General features: G+C 66.6%; 15 protein-coding genes and 1 tRNA gene. 9 read left to right on the top strand and 7 right to left on the bottom strand.

Annotated elements, in window-relative coordinates; genetic code table 11:
* Nucleotides 1–26: 26 nt before the first annotated feature.
* The 4 genes from BMZ38_RS11000 to BMZ38_RS10985 all read right to left on the bottom strand — a co-directional run bounded on the left by BMZ38_RS11000 (nt 27) and on the right by BMZ38_RS10985 (nt 4,381).
* Complete coding sequence (locus BMZ38_RS11000) at nt 27–422, bottom strand: DUF3301 domain-containing protein (RefSeq protein ID WP_091337318.1); 396 nt, start codon at nt 420–422, stop codon at nt 27–29.
* A 172-nt stretch (nt 423–594) separates the two neighbouring features.
* Nucleotides 595–1,455, bottom strand: a complete 861-nt coding sequence (nadC, locus tag BMZ38_RS10995) for a carboxylating nicotinate-nucleotide diphosphorylase (protein ID WP_091337316.1) — start codon at nt 1,453–1,455, stop codon at nt 595–597.
* Between the two features lie 204 nt (nt 1,456–1,659).
* The gene (locus BMZ38_RS10990) at nt 1,660–3,948 is read right to left on the bottom strand and encodes a DUF1631 domain-containing protein (protein WP_091337314.1); all 2,289 of its coding nucleotides are present in this window, start codon (nt 3,946–3,948) and stop codon (nt 1,660–1,662) included.
* A gap of 160 nt (nt 3,949–4,108) precedes the next feature.
* Nucleotides 4,109–4,381: a Trm112 family protein gene (locus BMZ38_RS10985; protein ID WP_091337312.1), complete on the bottom strand. Its 273-nt coding sequence runs from the start codon at nt 4,379–4,381 to the stop codon at nt 4,109–4,111.
* Between the two features lie 54 nt (nt 4,382–4,435).
* Between BMZ38_RS10985 and purE the strand changes: the two genes are divergently transcribed.
* Complete coding sequence (gene purE, locus BMZ38_RS10980; RefSeq protein ID WP_091337310.1) at nt 4,436–4,939, top strand: 5-(carboxyamino)imidazole ribonucleotide mutase; 504 nt, start codon at nt 4,436–4,438, stop codon at nt 4,937–4,939.
* Nucleotides 4,936–6,090 (top strand): 5-(carboxyamino)imidazole ribonucleotide synthase, encoded by a 1,155-nt coding sequence (locus tag BMZ38_RS10975; protein WP_091337308.1) that lies wholly within the window; start codon nt 4,936–4,938, stop codon nt 6,088–6,090. Before purE ends, BMZ38_RS10975 begins: the two co-directional genes overlap by 4 nt.
* Before the next feature lie 111 nt (nt 6,091–6,201).
* Here BMZ38_RS10975 and BMZ38_RS10970 read toward each other — a convergent pair whose 3' ends face one another.
* On the bottom strand, nt 6,202–6,780 hold the full coding sequence (locus BMZ38_RS10970; RefSeq protein WP_091337305.1) for a superoxide dismutase: 579 nt from the start codon (nt 6,778–6,780) through the stop codon (nt 6,202–6,204).
* A gap of 113 nt (nt 6,781–6,893) precedes the next feature.
* On the opposite strand from BMZ38_RS10970, the gene grxD reads away from it, so the two are divergent.
* The 7 genes from grxD (at nt 6,894) to BMZ38_RS10935 (ending at nt 15,871) form a co-directional block, all read left to right on the top strand.
* Nucleotides 6,894–7,220, top strand: a complete 327-nt coding sequence (gene grxD, locus BMZ38_RS10965) for a Grx4 family monothiol glutaredoxin (protein WP_091337303.1) — start codon at nt 6,894–6,896, stop codon at nt 7,218–7,220.
* On the top strand, nt 7,217–7,984 hold the full coding sequence (locus BMZ38_RS10960) for an SDR family NAD(P)-dependent oxidoreductase (protein ID WP_091337302.1): 768 nt from the start codon (nt 7,217–7,219) through the stop codon (nt 7,982–7,984). Before grxD ends, BMZ38_RS10960 begins: the two co-directional genes overlap by 4 nt.
* 208 nt (nt 7,985–8,192) lie before the next feature.
* Nucleotides 8,193–8,789, top strand: a complete 597-nt coding sequence (locus BMZ38_RS10955) for a YhgN family NAAT transporter (protein ID WP_091337496.1) — start codon at nt 8,193–8,195, stop codon at nt 8,787–8,789.
* 124 nt (nt 8,790–8,913) lie between these two features.
* Nucleotides 8,914–10,632: a bifunctional ornithine lipid synthase OlsF gene (gene olsF, locus BMZ38_RS10950; RefSeq protein WP_091337300.1), complete on the top strand. Its 1,719-nt coding sequence runs from the start codon at nt 8,914–8,916 to the stop codon at nt 10,630–10,632.
* Between the two features lie 236 nt (nt 10,633–10,868).
* Nucleotides 10,869–14,144 (top strand): TonB-dependent receptor, encoded by a 3,276-nt coding sequence (locus BMZ38_RS10945; protein ID WP_091337298.1) that lies wholly within the window; start codon nt 10,869–10,871, stop codon nt 14,142–14,144.
* 186 nt (nt 14,145–14,330) lie between these two features.
* Nucleotides 14,331–15,755, top strand: a complete 1,425-nt coding sequence (gene ppnN, locus BMZ38_RS10940) for a nucleotide 5'-monophosphate nucleosidase PpnN (protein ID WP_091337297.1) — start codon at nt 14,331–14,333, stop codon at nt 15,753–15,755.
* A gap of 39 nt (nt 15,756–15,794) precedes the next feature.
* Nucleotides 15,795–15,871 (top strand) — tRNA-Asn (locus BMZ38_RS10935).
* A gap of 679 nt (nt 15,872–16,550) precedes the next feature.
* Here BMZ38_RS10935 and BMZ38_RS10930 read toward each other — a convergent pair.
* On the bottom strand, nt 16,551–16,778 hold the full coding sequence (locus tag BMZ38_RS10930; RefSeq protein ID WP_091337295.1) for a hypothetical protein: 228 nt from the start codon (nt 16,776–16,778) through the stop codon (nt 16,551–16,553).
* Between the two features lie 130 nt (nt 16,779–16,908).
* Nucleotides 16,909–17,454: a GspH/FimT family pseudopilin gene (locus BMZ38_RS10925; protein WP_245747297.1), complete on the bottom strand. Its 546-nt coding sequence runs from the start codon at nt 17,452–17,454 to the stop codon at nt 16,909–16,911.
* Nucleotides 17,455–17,487 lie beyond the last annotated feature (33 nt).

Below are 17,487 nucleotides of genomic sequence, written 5' to 3'. Positions count from 1 at the left end.
GCTTGCGGCCTGGCTGGCCGTTCGCTTCAAGGGCCGGCCCGCGGCGGCCGGGGTCGTAACGGAACGACGTTGTCAGGCAATGCCGATGGCGACGGCTCGACCGTCCCCAGGGGCGCGCCGTCGCTGGGCAGGCTCAACCCCGCGAGCCGCTCTCCATGCATCCACAAACGACCGTCCAGCCGATCGTCGCCGTGCGCGCTGACCTCGAAGGCATAGCCAAGCTCCAGCCGGCGGCTGCCGCCGACGCGTCGCCAGCGGAAGCTACGCAAACTCACCGTTTCGTCGAGCAGCTGCAGCCCATGCTGGGCACACTGCTGGCGCGCCTCATCCACCGCACGCTCGCGGGCATGGGTGAACTTGAGCCACGCGCCGGCGACTCCGGAGAGCGCCAGCAGGGCGATGAGGTCGGAAACTTGACTCATGCAGGCAGTGTGTGGGTGGCCCGGGGCGCGTGCAAGTCGAGGTGCCGTTCGCGCAGTGGACACGGCGCGCGCCAGCTCCCGGTCTACGGGGAAAGGGCGTGTGCCTGAGCCTCGCGCAACAGGATGGACAGGATCTCCCGCACATCGCCAAAACGCGCCATCGAACCCCGCCTCAATCGGATAGGCGCAGACGCAGCGACAGATCGATCGCGCGTACGTGCTTGGTCAGTGCGCCCACCGAGATGAAGTCGACGCCCGTGCGCGCATAGCCGCCGATGGTCTGCAGGTCGACGTTGCCGGAGATTTCCAGCGGCACACGACCGGAGGCGATCGCCACGGCTTCGATCATCATCGCAGGAGTGAAGTTGTCGAGCATGATGCGATCGACGCCGGCGTCGATCGCGCGGCGCAACTCGTCGAGCGTTTCCACCTCGATTTCCAGCAGCAAGGACGGATGCAGACGCCGCGCCGCGGACACGGCCGGTTCGATCCCCCCAGCCGCGGCGATGTGGTTTTCCTTGACGAGGATCGCATCAAACAGGCCAATACGGTGGTTGTAGCCACCGCCGCAACGCACGGCGTATTTCTGTGCCTGGCGCAGGCCGGGCACGGTTTTGCGCGTATCCAGCACGCGCACCCCTGTGCCGGCCACGGCGGCCACGTAGTCGGCGGTGGTCGTGGCCGTGCCCGAAAGCAATTGCAGGAAATTGAGCGCTGAGCGCTCCGCACTGACCAATGCCCGGGCGCGCCCGCGCAGATGGCAGATCACGCTGCCGGCGGCTACCCGCTCACCCTCGAGCACGTGCCACTCTATCGCCACCTGGGGATCGAGCTTGCGGAAGCAGGCATCGAACCAAGGGATGCCGGCAATCACGGCATCCTCTCGACAGGTCAGCATTGCCTCGGCAAGGGCGTCTGCCGGAAGCAGGTCGGCAGTGGCGTCGCCGCCACCAAGGTCCTCGGCAAAGGCGCGTTCGACGTCGGCGTCGATCAGCCGGGTGTCGGGCGGGGCGAGGGAAAGCGCGTCAGGCATGCGGCATCCGTTCGGTGGAAAAAGACGGCGGGCGCAAAGGAACGCAGGTCACTTGCGTCCGTTACCGGTTCCCGCAGCCCGTAAGCATAGCTGAGCCACGCCGGCGAAATCCCGGGCTCGCCTTTTCGGACGCGCCCCGCAGGGCGGGGGCGGCGAAGGCGATGGTGCAGAATCGCGATGCGGGTGTACGCCGCGGGCGAGAAGCTACGGCAGGTCGCCCGTGCCGGACGCCGCTGCCTGGCTCAGGCGATCGACGATGGCGCCCATTGCGCGGTCGAACAGGGGCTCGGACGGCAGGATCCGCGCGCTGCCGGCGGCCAGGGCTGCAGCCAGCTCGTGCGGTGCGTAGTCGCCGACCTTCAGCCCGCGACGGTTGACGAACAGGTAGCGCCCGCTCATGGGGCTGATCCACGACAGCTTGGCGCGGGTCACCGCGTCTCCGGTGGGGCAGAATTCCAGCCAGGAGCCAGGCTTGAGTTGTTCGATTTGGCTGAGTTCGCCGTCGTCCACAGTGGCGGGCGTCGGCGGGAACGACTCCGGTTCCGGCTCGCGAGACTCGGTGTCAAGCAGCGGCTGGATGCTGTCCGGAATCGGCAATACCCCGTCTTCCGTACTGGTATCCGGCGCCGATTCGCCGAGCTGTTGCCTATAGTAGGCGTGCAGTTGGCCGAGCAGGCGTTCTATGTCGCTTTCCTGGAAGGCCACGTTGGCCAGTCCACGGCGCAATGCCCGCTCGATGCCGGGCAGCATACGCAGCAGGCTGCGACGGTCCTCGTCGCCGTGGACGGGGCGGGCACTGGCTATGAACTCGTTGACGAAGCGCAGCGCTTCGGCAAAAGCCGGGGAGTCCTCGCCCTGGCGCAGAATGGTCAACACCAGGTGGTTGGCCCAGGCACGCGCCAGCACGCCGTGAATCAGCGGTGGCAACGTCTGGCTGCCGATCCGGTCGAGGATCTCGCGGGCCGCACGACGACGCGCCAGTTCGAGTTTCTCGCGGCCACGCGCCGATTCGGCGACGCGCTGCTCGGCGAGCTCGGCACGCTTGCGGCTCTGCTCGTGGAAGGCCTGCAGCTCGCCGCCGAGGCGCTCGAACAGGCTCATGTCGTCGTCGAAATCGTGCAGGAGGCACTCGACGATGGATTTGATCTTCTCGTAGACGCGGTGGTCCCGGTCGGATTCCTGCGACCAGCCCTTGGCCAGTTCGGCAAGGCCGTCAAGCAGGCGGCGCGCCGGGTGCTGGCGATGGGCGAACAGGCGCCGATCGAGAATCGCGGCCTTGAGATAGGGGATCTGCAGCCGCGCGAGCAACACCTGCATTTCCGCCGGCAGCGTGCTGTCCGCGAGAATGAATTCGAACAGCATCCCCACCAGGTCGATGGTGTCCTCGTCGATCGCCGACACCTGGCCGGGCCGCTCGCCACGCAGCGCGCCCAGCTGGCCGAGCAGGTGCTCCTTCAACTGCGCAACGTCGCGGCTCAGCACCGCCGGGTCGACTGCATCGGCGCTCGGCAGCGGCCCGGTCGCCAGCTGGCTCTGCAGCACGCTCAGCGCGCCAAGCAACTCATTGGCGGTCGGCACCGCGATGGCCGCGCCATGGCCGACCACGCCTGCCGCGCCGGCGCTGGCAGCGACGCCACCGGACTGGGCCCGGCGCGCACTGAACAGGGCGCGCACGGTGTGCAGCAGTTCGCTGGCAAGCTCGGCTTCCTTGTCGGTATCGCCAGCGACGGCGTCCACGACTGCCTTGTTCCCTGCGGCCGTGGGCGCAGCCGTCGCACCGGCTGAAGCGTCGCCGCGCACCACCTCATGGCGCAGCTGCGGCAGCACGCCGGCACGCACCAGTTCGGTGTTGATTTCCTGGTACAGCTCTTCCAGCGTGGACAGCACGTAGCGATCGAACAGCTTGTAGATGATCAGCTTGACGCGCATTTCCGCCGTCAGCTCGCGCATCGCCTGGCGAAACGCCTGGGCCAGCGCGGCCGGCGCGACCGGGTTGGTGCTTTCGTCGATCTTGATGCCGCCACAGATCACCGACAGCCGCTGGTTCACGGCGAACAGGTCGCGCGCGAGGCGCGATTCGTTCTTGCTGATCATGCTGGTGATGGCGAGCGATTCCTCGAGCTCGTTTTCAGCCACCAGCGACAGCTCTAGCGGCCCGGCGGGCGGTGGCACGGCGGTGGCTGGAGCGGTGCGGGCCGAGAGGCCGGTCAGTTCACGGCTGACCTGCGCAAGGAAACTGCGTTCGACCATGGGCCTGCGCTTGCGGACCTCGCGCATGCCGTCGAAATAATGCATCTGGGCGGCGTTGTTCTCCGCTTTCTCGGCAAGGTCGAACAATGCATCGTCGACGTGTTCGAACATATTGCCAAGCAACAGCTGCAGGCGGCGGCCGGCAATCGCACGCACGGCACCGAGCAGGTCGCCGATACGTTCGGCCGAGTCCTGGCGCGAGCCCAGACTGACGACCTTGCTAGGCTCATTGGCTTCTTTCATCGCCACACCCCTGAAGCATCCTTTGCCGATGAAAACGGCCGCCCGGCCACGTGAAAACCGACCTTAAGGGAGAAAACGTGAATGACTCATGCACTGGCGTACACATTAGTGGACGCCGTGTGCAAAAGCATGGCGCCGTTCACTTTTTTGAATGGACGCCTCAGGCGGTGGCTGGAAAGTCCTTCAATTGCACGGTACCGATGCCCTCCTCGGGCAGCATGACCGGGATGCCATCGTCAACGCGGTAGACGACCTTGTGGTCGACGGTGATGAGACCCTCGCCCAGACGCTCACGCACCGGAGCGCCCGCGACGGTATCGATTTCGCCGCGCTCGATCGCGGCATTGATCGCCTCCAGTTCGCCGCGCGCGAGCAGGCGAACGGGCGTCTTGCTGACCGGGCAGCACAGGATGTCGAGCAGGCGCTTGTCCATGGTGGGGTGTCGTGCGGAAAGCCCGTACAATAGCCCTTTTGGGATGGCAGAACCATGACATCGACCGCCAAGCCGGCCCGTGTGGGCGTGGTGATGGGCTCCCGTTCGGATTGGGAAACCATGGAGCACGCCGCCGCCGTGCTGGACGAGCTGGGCATACCCCATGAGGTGCGGGTGGTCTCGGCCCACCGTACGCCCGATCTGCTATTCCGCTACGCGGAGGAGGCGGTTGCGCGCGGCATCGAGGTGATCATTGCCGGCGCCGGCGGTGCCGCGCATCTGCCCGGCATGCTGGCTGCCAAGACGCGGGTACCGGTGCTCGGCGTGCCGGTGCAGTCCAAGGCGCTCAACGGCATGGATTCGCTGCTCTCCATCGCGCAGATGCCCGCCGGTATTCCGGTCGGCACCCTGGCGATCGGCCGTGCAGGTGCGGTGAACGCAGGACTGTTCGCCGCTTCGGTGCTGGCGCTGCACGATGCGGCTATTGCGCAGAAGCTCGATGGCTTCCGTTCCCGGCAGACGCAGGCCGTGCTCGATCAGCCGGACCCGCGGGCATGAGCGAGCGTCGGCAACCGGTACTGGGCATCCTCGGCGGCGGCCAGCTCGCGCGCATGCTGGCGCTCGCCGGCGCGCCGCTCGGCGTCAAGACGCTGGTGGTCGACAGCGCGGGCGACGCCTGCGCCGGGCAGGTCGCGCCGCTGGTGGTGGCCGACTGGACGGACTACGAGGCGCTGGCGCGCTTTGCCTCGATGGTTGACGTCGTCACCTTCGATTTCGAAAACGTGCCGGCCGAGACCGCGCACTGGCTGGCCGAGCGTGTTGCCGTCTCGCCCGTACCGGGCGCATTGGCGGTGGCGCAGGACCGGCTTGCCGAGAAAACGCTGTTCCGCGAATGCGGGCTGGACACCCCGGCGTTCGTCGCCGTCGACACCCGGGAAGACCTGGGCCGGGCAATCGCCGAGGTCGGTGCGCCGGCGATCCTCAAGACCCGCCGGCTGGGCTACGACGGCAAGGGCCAATTCCGCCTCAAGACGGTGGGTGATGCCGATGCCGCCTGGGCTGCGCTGGGTGCACAGGGCGCCGCGCATGGCCTGATCCTGGAAGCCTTCGTGCCGTTCGAGCGCGAACTGTCGGTAATCGCCGTGCGCAGCCGCGAGGGCGACTTCCGCACCTGGCCGCTGACCCGCAATTGGCACACCGACGGCGTGCTCAGCCTGAGCCTGGCGCCGGCCCCCGATATCGACGAGCTGCAGCGGCGCGCTACCGAACTGGCCCGCACGCTGGCCGAACGCCTGGATTACGTGGGCGTGTTCGCGCTGGAACTGTTCGTCAAGGACGGCAAGTTGCTGGGTAACGAGATGGCTCCCCGTGTGCACAACTCCGGCCACTGGACCATCGAGGGAGCGCACACGAGCCAGTTCGAGAACCATGTGCGCGCCGTGCTCGGCATGCCGCTGGGCGACATCGGTGCGCGCGGGCTTTCGTGCATGTTCAACTGGATCGGCGAACTGCCCGATCCGGCGCCGGTGCTGACCACCACGGACGCACACTGGCACGACTACGGCAAGCAGGCGCGCTCGGGGCGCAAGGTGGGACATGCCACGGTGTGTGCGCCGGATGCCCGGGTTCTGGCCGAACGGCTGAACCACATTGCCCATGATTTGGGACGCGATGGCCAGGCGCAGCCAGCCCTGCAAGTGCTCGGGTAGACCGTCGCCAGACGCGTTTCAACCCGCCTTTCGACGAGCGGATTGAAGAGCTGGGGCAAAAAAAAGCGGAGCCGCGCGGCTCCGCTTTTTTTTGTAGGTCGCCCGCGCTTCTCAGGCCATGTTGCTGGCCGCGAATTCCCAGTTGACCACGTTCCAGAAATTCTCCAGGTACTTCGGCCGCGCGTTGCGGTAGTCGATGTAATAGGCGTGCTCCCACACGTCGCAGGTCAACAGGGGCTTGTCGCTGCCGGTAATCGGCGTGCCGGCGTTGGACGTGTTGACGATGCCCAGCGAGCCGTCCGGACGCTGCACCAGCCAGGTCCAGCCCGAACCGAAGTTGCTCGCACCCATCTTGGCGAACTCTTCCTTGAACTTCTCCACCGAGCCGAACGCCTTGTTGATCGCGTCGGCCAGCTTGCCGGTCGGCTCGCCGCCGCCGCTGGGCTTCATCGAGTGCCAGTAGAAGGTGTGGTTCCAAGTCTGCGCGGCGTTGTTGAACACGCCGCCGGACGATTTGCGGACGATCTCCTCAAGCTCCATCCCCTCGAACTCGGTGCCCGCGATCAGCTTGTTGAGGTTGGTCACGTAAGCGGCGTGGTGCTTGTCGTGATGGAACTCCAGCGTCTCGGCGGAGATGTTCGGTTCCAGCGCGTTCTTTTCGTAAGGCAGGGGGGGAAGTTCGATCGCCATGAGGGACTCCTTGGGCTACGGCTTGAAGGGGAGCCGGGCTTGGGCTGCCGGGTGGCAGTCCGTGCGCGACTGATACACTTGTGGTCCTGCACGCATTGTAGAACCCCCGAGCTATGGACGTTAACGAACGAATCAAGGCGGTGCTCGCCGAGCACCCGATGGTTCTTTTCATGAAGGGCACGCCGCAGTTTCCCATGTGCGGATTTTCCAGCCGCGCCGCGCAGGCGCTGGAACAGGCCGGCGCTACCTTTCACGCCGTCAACGTGCTTGCCGATCCCGAAGTGCGCGCCGCGTTGCCGCATTTCGCCAACTGGCCCACTTTCCCTCAGCTGTTCATCCAGGGCGAGCTGATCGGCGGGTGCGACATCGTCGAGGACCTCAAGTCGTCCGGCGAACTGGCGCGCATGGCCCTCGACGTCAGCGGCGCGGTGCGCGCATGACGCTGCCGACCGCACGCCTGCCGCAGGACTTCGCGCCGGCGGCCGACAGCCTGGCTGGCCGCGTGGTGCTGGTGACCGGTGCGTACGGCGGCCTGGGCCGCGCCGTGTCGCTGGCCGCCGCCCGCGCCGGCGCGACCGTGGTGGTCACCGGCAAGCGCAAGCGCCAGCTCGAACAACTCTACGATCTGATCGTGGCCGAGCAGTTGCCCGAGCCGGTGATCCATCCGCTGGACATGGAAGCGGCCACGCCGCGCGACTACGAAGCGCTGGCCGACGGGCTGGAGCGCGATCTTGGCAGGCTCGATGGCATCGTCCACTGCGCCGCCAGCTTCGGCGGCCTCACTCCCATCACCATGCACAAGCCGGACGAATGGCTGCGCACGCTGCACGTCAACGTGTCCGCGCCGTTCGCGCTGACCCAGGCCTGCCTGCCGCTGCTGGCCAAGGCGGCCGACGCCTCGGTGGTGTTCGTGCTGGACAACCCCGACCTGGTCAACCGCGCGCACTGGGGTGCCTACGGCGTGTCCAAGGCGGCGCTGGAGCGCTTCGTCGAGATCCTGCACCAGGAAACCGATACCACCTCCGTCCGCACGCACGCACTACTGCCTGCCCCGATGCGCACGGCGCTGCGCCACCTGGCCTACTTCGGCGAGGACCCGAACATCCAGCCGCTGCCCGACGCCGCGGCCGCCGCCACGGTGTGGCTGCTCGGGCCGCAGGGTGTGCAAGCGAGGGGCGCGATGCTGGACCTGCGCTCCGCCTGAGCGGCGGGCGAACCCGCCCCGTATCCCCACTTGCCTGGCGTCTTTGCCGTTGCCGGGAATGGGCCGAGCGGCAGCGACGCAGCACGTCGTCGGCCCCTTAAGTCATCCCATCGCAGAAGTGCATCTGTGCGCGACTGCCATGCCTGCGCTCGCCCTGCGTGGCATCCTGTTCCCGATCACCCCGAAGGAGCCTTCCATGGAAACGCAGATGACCACCCTCTCGGCGGGCATCCTGCTGTTCCTGATCATGGACCCGCTCGGCAACGTGCCGTTCTTCCTGAGCCTGCTCAAGCACGTGCCGCCCAAGCGCCGGCGCTGGGTGATGATCCGCGAGCTGCTGATCGCGCTGGGCGTGCTGCTGGGCTTTCTGGTCGGTGGCCAGCACATCCTCAAGCTGCTTCAGCTCAAGCAGGAATCGATCAGCATCGCCGGCGGCATCGTGTTGTTTCTCATCGGCATCCGCATGGTGTTCCCGCCGCCGGAGGGCGGCATCTTCGGCAAGGCGGGCGAGGGCGAGCCGTTCATCGTGCCGATGGCGATTCCGGGCGTGGCCGGTCCCTCTGCGATGGCCGCATTGCTGCTGCTGACCAACACCTCGCCCGGCCGTACCGCCGACTGGGCCACTGCGTTGTTGCTGGCGTGGCTGGCCACCTCGGCGATCCTGCTTTCCTCCACCTACCTTTTCCGCTGGCTGGGCGAGAGCGTGCTGACCGCGCTGGAGCGGGTGATGGGCATGCTGCTGATTGCACTTTCCGTCCAGATGTTCATGGGTGGCGTGGCGGCGTTCCTGCACATGAAGGTCTGAGGATTCGGCTGGCGCAGGCCAGCTGAAGCCAGCCTTACGCGTGCCGGCGCCACGGCGGCGGTCCACGGTTTCCGTCCTGTCATACTCTTGCGCCAGCATGGGCGGCGAACATCAGGAGGCGGTCATGCTCAGCGTCGAACGGACCCTTGTCGAGCGCCTGCCGTGGCTGGCGCAGCACCCGCGGATCCGCCGCCCGATGGCCGGCCTGCTCGGCCGCCTGGCGGACGAGGCGGGTTTCAACCGCGTGCTCGATGCCGTGGGCAAGGTCGAAGGCTTCGATTTCGTCGAGCGGGCGCTGGACGTGCTCGGCGCGAGCTACCACGTCAGCCCGCGCGAGCGCGAGCACGTTCCCGTCGATGGCCCATTGCTCGTGGTCGCCAATCATCCGCTGGGCATGGTCGACGCGCTCGCGCTGTTGCACATGATCGGCTCGGTACGCGGCGACGTGCGCATTCTCGGCAATGACTGGCTGGCGTCCATCGAGCCGCTGCGGCGCCTGCTGCTGCCGGTGGACGTGTTCGGCAAGGGCGCGGCCTCGAAGATGCGCGACATCTACCGCGCGCTGGATCAGGGCGAGGCGCTGGTCGTATTTCCCGCAGGCGAGGTCTCGCGCATGGGGCCGGGTGGCGTGCGCGACGGACAGTGGTCCGACGGGTTTGCACGCCTGGCCAAGCGCAGCGGCGCGCCGGTGCTGCCGGTGCACGTGGCGGCGCGCAACTCGGCGATGTTCTACGGCCTTTCGATGCTGGCCAAGCCGCTCAGCACGGCGATGCTGCCGCGCGAGGCGGTGGCGCCGATCCGCCGCCGGGTCGGCTTCAGCATCGGCGCGCTGGTCAGCGCCGAAGAACTCCTCCAGCGCAGCGGCGGCTCGCCCGGACAGGCAGCAAAGCTGATGCGCCGCCACGTCTACCGTGTCGGTCGCCGACGCGGGCTGGTATTCGGGGGCCAGGCGCCATTGGCGCATCCCGAACCGGCCGAGCGCGTTGCCGCCGAGTTGCTCGAGCAGGGCGAAAAGCTCGCCGACCTCAGCGACGGCAAGCAGGCCTGGCTGTTCAAGGGTGCCGCCGACAGCGTGGTGCTGCGTGAGATCGGCCGCCTGCGCGAACTGACCTTCCGCAAGGTCGGCGAAGGCACCAACGCGCGGCGCGACCTGGACGCCTTCGACCCGCACTACGAACACCTGCTGCTGTGGGACCCGGCGGCCCTGCGCATCGTCGGTTCCTACCGCTTCGGCCATGGCGGAAGGCTAATCGCCGAGCGCGGCTTGTCGGGGCTCTACACCGCCAGCCTGTTCAACTATTCGCCGGCGCTCGAATCGCGCCTGGCGCAGGGCCTGGAGCTCGGCCGCAGCTTCATCGCTCCGGCTTACTGGCGCTCGCGCGCGCTGGACCAGCTGTGGCAGGGCATCGGCCTGTACCTGCAGCGCCATCCGGAACTGCGCTACCTGTTCGGTCCGGTGAGCATGTCGGTCAGCCTGCCGCGCGAGGCGCGCGAATGGATCGCCGCCGCGCACCAGCATTACTTCGGCGCGCCGGGGCTGGCCTCCGCGCGGCAGCCGTTCGTGGTGTCGCCCGGCGTGATCGGGCTGGTGCGCCGGGCCTTGGAAGGACTCGACGCACAGGCCGGCCTGGGCAAGCTCAAGCATCATCTGGACGCGCTGGGCGTGAGCCTGCCGGTGCTCTATCGCCAGTACGTCGACCTGGTCGAGCCGGAGGGCGTGCAGTTCCTGGATTTCGGCGAGGACCCGGGCTTCTCCGGCTGCGTCGACGGCCTGGTGATGCTCGACCTCGCCAACCTCAAGCCGGCCAAGCGCGCGCGTTATCTCGGCAAGAACGGCGTGTGAATCCGATCACCACAAGGGGTGATTCGGTCGCCGTCTTGTCATAAACTATCGTTAAGTTTGCTTAACAACTGGTCGGTAGATGGGGTGGCCCCATCGCTGCTGGACGATAGCTGCGCCAAAAAAGTTAGGGGACAAACACACGTGACTCGTATGCCTGGCCCGTGGCCCGGCATCGGTGTGTTTTTTTGTCCCGACATCGAGTTTCCGTTGCAAACCAATACAGGTCTATACAAACGATGAACAATCCAATTCGTGCCAAGGCCCTGCCGTTTGCCATCGCCGCGCTGCTGGCGGTCGGTACGGCGCCCGCCATCGCGCAGAACGTGACCTCTTCGGCGGTCGCTGGCCAGGTGGTCGATGCCTCCGGGCAGCCAGTGGCCAACGCCACCGTGACGATCGTCCATCAGCCCTCGGGCACCACCAAGGTGGTGACCACCGACGCCAGCGGTCGCTACACCGCACAGGGCCTGCGCGTGGGCGGTCCGTTCGACATCACCGCCAGCAAGTCCGGCTTGACCCAGAGCGAGCAGGACAATGTCTACCTGCAGCTGGGCCAGACCTCCGCGGTCAACCTGAAGATGGCCTCCGTCGAGGCGCAGAACCTCGGCGCTGTGACCGTCAACGCCTCCGCGCTGGCGAACACTTTCACGGCCGACAACAAGGGCATGGGCACCAGCGTCTCGCATCGTGAGCTGATTGCCACGCCGTCGCCGAGCCGATCGATCACCGATATCGCGCGCCTCGACCCGCGTGTCTCCATCACCGATCCGGGCGACAGCTCGATCTCGATGATGGGTATGAACAGCCGCTACAACTCGATCAGCGTCGATGGCGTGGGCCAGGGCGATCCCTTCGGCCTGAACTCCAACGGCCTGCCGTACGTCGGCTCGCCGATCTCGGTCGACACCATTGACGAGTACAACATCTCCACCGCCAACTACGACGTCGCCTCCGACGCCGTGGGCGCCAGCATCGACGCGGTGACCAAGTCCGGTACGAACGACTTCCACGGTTCGGTCTATTACGCCTACCGCAATGCCAACAAGCTGGTCGGCGACCTGAACGACGAGCCATACAACGGCTACAAGCGCGACTGGACCGCGGGCGCCACGCTGGGCGGCCCGATCGTCAAGGACAAGCTGTTCTTCTTCGTCAACTACGAGAAGGAAAACACCATCGGTCTGGGCGCCGACTCGGCCAACGGCCTCGACACGAGCCTGGGCAACGGGCCCTCGACCTCGAATAAGGTGTCGCCGGGCGACCTGCAGCGCATCATCAACGCCGCCAACGCGCTGGGCCTGAAGCCGGGCAACTTCAGCGGCGGCAACGTCGACCTGGGTGACCGCCGCTACCTGGCCAAGCTGGACTGGAACATCAGCAACAACCACCGCGTGAGCTTCACCTACCAGCGCACCAAGGAAACCCAGCCCATCGTGCAGGGCAACAGCTCCACCGCGATCGGCCTGACCAGCTACTGGTACACCAAGAACAGCGACACCAAGAACACGGTGCTGCAGTTCTTCGACGACTGGAGCGACAACTTCTCCACCGAGGCCAAGATCGGCTACCAGCGCTTCCAGCAGGCGCGTTCGGTGCAGGACCAGCAGCCGCAGGTGTTCGTCGACGTCACGCGCACCATCAAGAACGGCAAGCAGACCGGCGGCACGCCGTTCGTCGACCTGGGCGAAGACCAGTACAGCGACTACAACGTGCTGGACGTGAAGACCCTGCGTGGCTACCTGGCCGGTACCTACTACCTGGGCGACCACACCCTCAAGGGTGGTGTCGACTTCCAGCAGAACGATATCTACAACCTGTTCGGCCGCACCCAGTTCGGCGCGTACACCTTCTACGGCATCGACAACTTCGAGAAGGGCATCTACGGCTCGTACAACATCTACCAGCCGGCCCCAGGCTACACGCTGGACGACGTGGCCGCGCAGTGGAAGCTCCGCCAGTATTCGTTCTTCCTGCAGGACACCTGGCAGGCGAACGACAACCTGTCGCTGCAGTACGGCGTGCGCATGAACCTGGCCAAGACGGGTGACAAGCCGGTCTACAACCCGGCCTTCGAGCAGGCGTTCGGTTACCGCAACGACAACACCATCGACGGCATGCGCGTCGTCGAGCCGCGCCTGTCGTTCAACTACACCTTCAATACCGAGCGCATGACCCAGCTGCGCGGCGGCGTGGGCCTGTTCCAGTCGAACCCGCCGACGGTCTGGGCGACCAATCCGTACCAGAACAACGGCATGACCACGGCCACCTACCAGGTGTTCAACGACTTCGGCCTGCAGCCGGGCGTTGGCAACACGTTGCCGGTGTTCAGCGCCGACCCGTTCAACCAGCACCTGCCGGCGCCGACCAGCTCGCAGATGAACGTCGACACCGTGGCCCCGAACTTCAAGCTGCCGTCGGTGTGGAAGTTCAGCCTGGCGTTCGACCGCGAGCTGCCGTTCTGGGGCGTCATCGGTTCGGCCGAATACCAGCATATCGACGTGCGCAACGGCATCCTCTACCAGAACATCAACATCGGCGCGCCGGACGCACAGCTGCTGCCGGACGGTCGCAACCAGTACTGGAAGACCCCTGGCGAAGCGTCGGTATCGGGTGATGCCCGCGGCAACCAGAACCGTAAGTTCTCCGGCAGTTCGACCCTGCTGACCAACACCCACAAGGGTTCGGCCGACAGCCTGACCCTGTCGCTGAAGAAGCCGTTCTCCGAGTCGTGGTTCGGCAGCGTGGGCCTGACCCTGGGCCACTCCACCGAAGTGAATCCGGGTACCTCCAGCCAGGCCAGCTCCAACTACAGCAACAGCGCCTGGGTGAACCCGAACGAAGACGTTGCCTCGACCTCCAACTACAACGTCGGTCGCCGCGTGACCGCCGCCCTGACCTGGCAGCACAACTTCTTTGGCAACTACGCCACCAGCGTCAGCGCCTTCTACGACGGCCACAACGGCCAGCCGTATAGCTGGGTGTTCAGCAACGACGCCAACGGCGACTCCTACAGCGCTTCGGACCTGGTCTACATCCCGAAGGTGGGTGGCGACTCGAAGGTCACGTTCGCGCCGGGCACCAGCGACCAGGTGATCCAGCAGTTCTACGACTTCATCAGCAACGACGGCTACCTGAGCAAGCACCAGGGCGAGATCGCCCAGCGCAACGGTACCCGCGCCGCCTGGGTGAACGAGGTGGACCTGAGCTTCCGCCAGGAAATCCCGGGCATCTTCAAGGGCAACAAGGGCGAGCTGCGTCTGGACGTCTACAACTTCCTGAATCTGCTCAACAGCGACTGGGGCCAGCAGAGCTACGTCGGCTTCCCCTATACCCGCGACCTGGCGACCTATGCAGGCGTGGACAGCCAGGGCCGCTACATCTACACCCTGCCGACCGACAAGAGCGGCAACTACCAGCCGGAAAAGGAGATCATCTACGACGCCGGCCGCAACACCAAGACCAACGTGGTTTCGCGTTGGTCGGCGATGCTGACGGTGCGTTACACCTTCTGATCCATCTGAAGTCGCACTACCTCGAGCCGGCGCCCGCAAGGGCGCCGGTTTTTTTTGAGTGCCCATTGCCGATTGGTGGAAGAGTCCGCTCGGCTTGACCCAGGTCCCGCTCGCGCGGGAAGCTACGCGGTCCGCCACGGTGCCGGCATCAGGCCGGACGCCGTCAGCGGCAGGAGAAGGCAACGCATGAACCACACCCACGCCGGCCACGCCGGCAAGCCCGCCACCGTCAGCGCGCGCATCTCGCCGGCAGGCGGACTGGACATCCTCTCGCGCAACGAGGTCGCCCGACTGCGCGACGCCAGCGGCTCGGGCCTGCACGCCCTGCTGCGCCGCTGCGCCCTGGCCGTGCTCACCTCCGGCAACATCAGCGACGATCCGCGCACGATGTTCGAGCAGTACCCCGACTTCGACATCCAGGTGCTGCAGCAGGATCGCGGCATCAAGATCGAGCTTTCGCACGCGCCGGCGCAGGCCTTTGTCGACGGCCAGATCATCCGCGGCATCAACGAACTGCTGGTCGCGGTGGTGCGCGACATCGTCTACGTGTCGACCCAGTTGGAACAGGGTGGTTTCGACCTGGACGACACCGTCGGACTCACCCACGCGGTGTTCGAGATCCTGCGCAACGCGCGCATCCTCAAGCCGCACATCGATCCCAACCTGGTGGTGTGCTGGGGTGGGCATTCGATCTCGCGCGACGAGTACGAATACACCAAGTCGGTCGGCTACCAGTTCGGTCTGCGCGGCATGGACATCTGCACCGGCTGCGGCCCGGGCGCCATGAAGGGCCCGATGAAGGGCGCCACCATCGCGCACGCCAAGCAGCGCCGGCGCAACAATCGCTACATCGGCATCACCGAGCCGGGCATCATCGCGGCCGAGTCGCCCAATCCGATCGTCAACCAGTTGGTGATCATGCCGGACATCGAGAAGCGCCTGGAGGCGTTCGTCCGCATGGCACATGGCATCGTGGTGTTCCCGGGCGGCGTCGGCACGGCGGAGGAAATCCTCTACCTGCTTGGCATCCTGCTGCACCCGGACAACGCCGGCGTCCCGTTCCCGCTGATCTTCACCGGTCCCAAGCAGTCCGCCGCCTACTTCGAGCAGATCGACCGTTTTCTCAAGCTGGCGCTCGGCGAGGAAGTGGCGCAGCACTACCAGATCGTCGTCGACGATCCGGCCGCGGTGGCGCGTGCGATGGTCAAGGGCATCGACAAGGTGCGCAACCACCGCCTGGACACCAAGGATGCGTTCTTCTTCAACTGGGCGCTGGACATCCCGTTCGCCTTCCAGTTGCCGTTCCGGCCGACGCACGAGGCGATGCGCGCCCTGGCCCTGCACCGCGGCCGTCCGCGGCACGAGCTGGCGGCGGACCTGCGTCGCGCGTTCTCCGGCATCGTCGCCGGCAACGTGAAAGAGGAGGGCGTGCGCGCGATCGAACAGAACGGCCCGTTCGACATCGACGGCGAGGCCGACATCATGCGGGCGCTCGACGCGCTGCTGCAGGCCTTCGTCAGCCAGCATCGCATGAAGCTTCCCGGCGGCTCGGCCTACGTGCCCTGCTACCGCGTGCGGGCGGAGGGCAAGGAGACCGCGCCCGCCGCTTGACAGCCCACGCAGCGCTATTCAAACTACGCAGCTCGCCCCGCCCGAATAGCTCAGCTGGTTAGAGCACTTGACTGTTAATCAGGGGGTCGTTGGTTCGAGTCCAACTTCGGGCGCCATATTCGGAAAGGCCTTGCAGCGATGCGAGGCCTTTCTTTTTTGTCCACGATGCGCGCGGCCCTTTACGACCCGCGCGGGCGTCGCAACCCTAAGGCTTTCGTGGTCATCTTGGAATCGGAGCAGCCCAGCGGCGTCCGGGCGTGACTTCCGCCATCCGCGTCGTTGCCTCTCATGCCATGGATATCGGGGCAGTGCACATCCCTCGGCTTTGCCCGCAACGCCAACGGCGCGCCCGATGCCGCATGGCTCGCTGTCGCCCGTGAGCAATGAACAAACCAAGCGCGCCTGCGAACGCTCGTGAAGCCTTCGTGAGCCGTGCGGGTCGCCGCCATCGCGTATGGCGGTGCAGGTCGCGGTCAGTGCGGCAGGTCACAAAAACGGTTGCTGCTGCGGCGTATATCAACCTCCGCCCGGTGGAGTTTTCCCAACCTCACTCCGACCATCGGGCACCTGGGCGCCCGGCGCCACACCGGGCGCCCTTCCTTTGGCGGCGGACAGCAAGTGGTCCATCGAAGCGGCGGCCGTGGGCCGAATCCTGATCGCCATTCCCGTCGGGCACGCGATCCAAAACGCCAATCGACCCCCGCTAACCCGCACGCATGGACAGACGGAAATTCCGCCGGCTATCCGTGGTGCCAGCTTCCGCCTTACGTCCATAACCGCGGCCCTCCGTAGCCCTCAATCCCCGCCGTCGCCTGGCGGAGACCACTGCCTGGCCAGCATGGCGAACAGCTTGTCGGAGGGCGAGCCGACGGCGACCAGCAGGTCGCCTTCGGGACTGCGTACGAGGCACGCCGAAACGCCCGCGCTTTCGAGGTGCCGCTGCGCCGCGGCCAGCAACGGACCGGCATCCGGCGGTGGCTTCGGCGGTTTCGGGCGGCGGTGGGAAGGATCCCCGTAGGCCATGGCAGACCTCCGATCTTGGCGTCCCCTGGGTTGTGGCACCGGTGCCGTGAACTGCTGGTATAGCGCGTCCTGCCCGGAGCACACCCTTTTCGCGGTGGAGATGCAGCGACGGACCCTCGGCTGCATCACCCTAGCCGCAGCCTGCCGCCTGTTTGCCGGTAGGCCGGCTTCCCCGTGCCCGCCCGGCGTTGGACACCACCACCCCCAGCGCATCCCCCGGGTGGTCTCGGTTGCAGAAAAGCAGAGTGAGGTTGCTCCCGCTGGCACTGCCGTCCGGCAGGAACGTCACGTGCCGGCGCGACGCGGCGCTCAGGATCAGCAACTGCGCATGGGCCTCGCCGACCCGCAAGGGCGCCTCGTCGGGCTGGTTGTCGCGATCGCGGTCGACGCCGACCAGCCAGCCGCCGTCCCAGCGGTTGGCCTCGCTGCAATGGATGCGGTCCAGGCTCGGGCAGAACAGCACGCGCGTCCGCCGCAACACGGCTTCGCCGCGCGCATAACCGAGCGCTGCCAGGAAATCCACCTGCGCCGACTGCACCCGCTCGTGGCGCATCAGGCCGGCCAGCGACGGGCTGGCGATGCCCACCAGCACCGCCAGGATCGCCACCGCCGTCATCAGCTCGATCAACGTGACGCCGCGCGAACCGCCGCGCCCGCATTGCCGCATCCCTGCCATGCCACAGCTCCGTGCGAGGAGCCGACATCGTCC

Source organism: Frateuria terrea (assembly GCF_900115705.1).
Classification (GTDB): domain Bacteria; phylum Pseudomonadota; class Gammaproteobacteria; order Xanthomonadales; family Rhodanobacteraceae; genus Frateuria_A; species Frateuria_A terrea.
The sequence above is the reverse complement of the archived record's forward strand: the minus strand, read 5'-3'. Positions and strand labels throughout refer to the sequence as shown.

Bases quoted from the DNA above. Each gene is read 5' to 3' on its own strand.
- BMZ38_RS10985 (WP_091337312.1), bottom strand. From the start codon at position 4,381: ATGGACAAGCGCCTGCTCGACATCCTGTGCTGCCCGGTCAGCAAGACG.
- BMZ38_RS10990 (WP_091337314.1), bottom strand. From the start codon at position 3,948: ATGAAAGAAGCCAATGAGCCTAGCAAGGTCGTCAGTCTGGGCTCGCGC.
- nadC (WP_091337316.1), bottom strand. From the start codon at position 1,455: ATGCCTGACGCGCTTTCCCTCGCCCCGCCCGACACCCGGCTGATCGAC.
- BMZ38_RS10925 (WP_245747297.1), bottom strand. From the start codon at position 17,454: ATGGCAGGGATGCGGCAATGCGGGCGCGGCGGTTCGCGCGGCGTCACG.
- grxD (WP_091337303.1), top strand. From the start codon at position 6,894: ATGGACGTTAACGAACGAATCAAGGCGGTGCTCGCCGAGCACCCGATG.
- BMZ38_RS10970 (WP_091337305.1), bottom strand. From the start codon at position 6,780: ATGGCGATCGAACTTCCCCCCCTGCCTTACGAAAAGAACGCGCTGGAA.
- ppnN (WP_091337297.1), top strand. From the start codon at position 14,331: ATGAACCACACCCACGCCGGCCACGCCGGCAAGCCCGCCACCGTCAGC.
- olsF (WP_091337300.1), top strand. From the start codon at position 8,914: ATGCTCAGCGTCGAACGGACCCTTGTCGAGCGCCTGCCGTGGCTGGCG.
- BMZ38_RS10945 (WP_091337298.1), top strand. From the start codon at position 10,869: ATGAACAATCCAATTCGTGCCAAGGCCCTGCCGTTTGCCATCGCCGCG.
- BMZ38_RS11000 (WP_091337318.1), bottom strand. From the start codon at position 422: ATGAGTCAAGTTTCCGACCTCATCGCCCTGCTGGCGCTCTCCGGAGTC.
- BMZ38_RS10960 (WP_091337302.1), top strand. From the start codon at position 7,217: ATGACGCTGCCGACCGCACGCCTGCCGCAGGACTTCGCGCCGGCGGCC.
- purE (WP_091337310.1), top strand. From the start codon at position 4,436: ATGACATCGACCGCCAAGCCGGCCCGTGTGGGCGTGGTGATGGGCTCC.
- BMZ38_RS10975 (WP_091337308.1), top strand. From the start codon at position 4,936: ATGAGCGAGCGTCGGCAACCGGTACTGGGCATCCTCGGCGGCGGCCAG.
- BMZ38_RS10955 (WP_091337496.1), top strand. From the start codon at position 8,193: ATGACCACCCTCTCGGCGGGCATCCTGCTGTTCCTGATCATGGACCCG.
- BMZ38_RS10930 (WP_091337295.1), bottom strand. From the start codon at position 16,778: ATGGCCTACGGGGATCCTTCCCACCGCCGCCCGAAACCGCCGAAGCCA.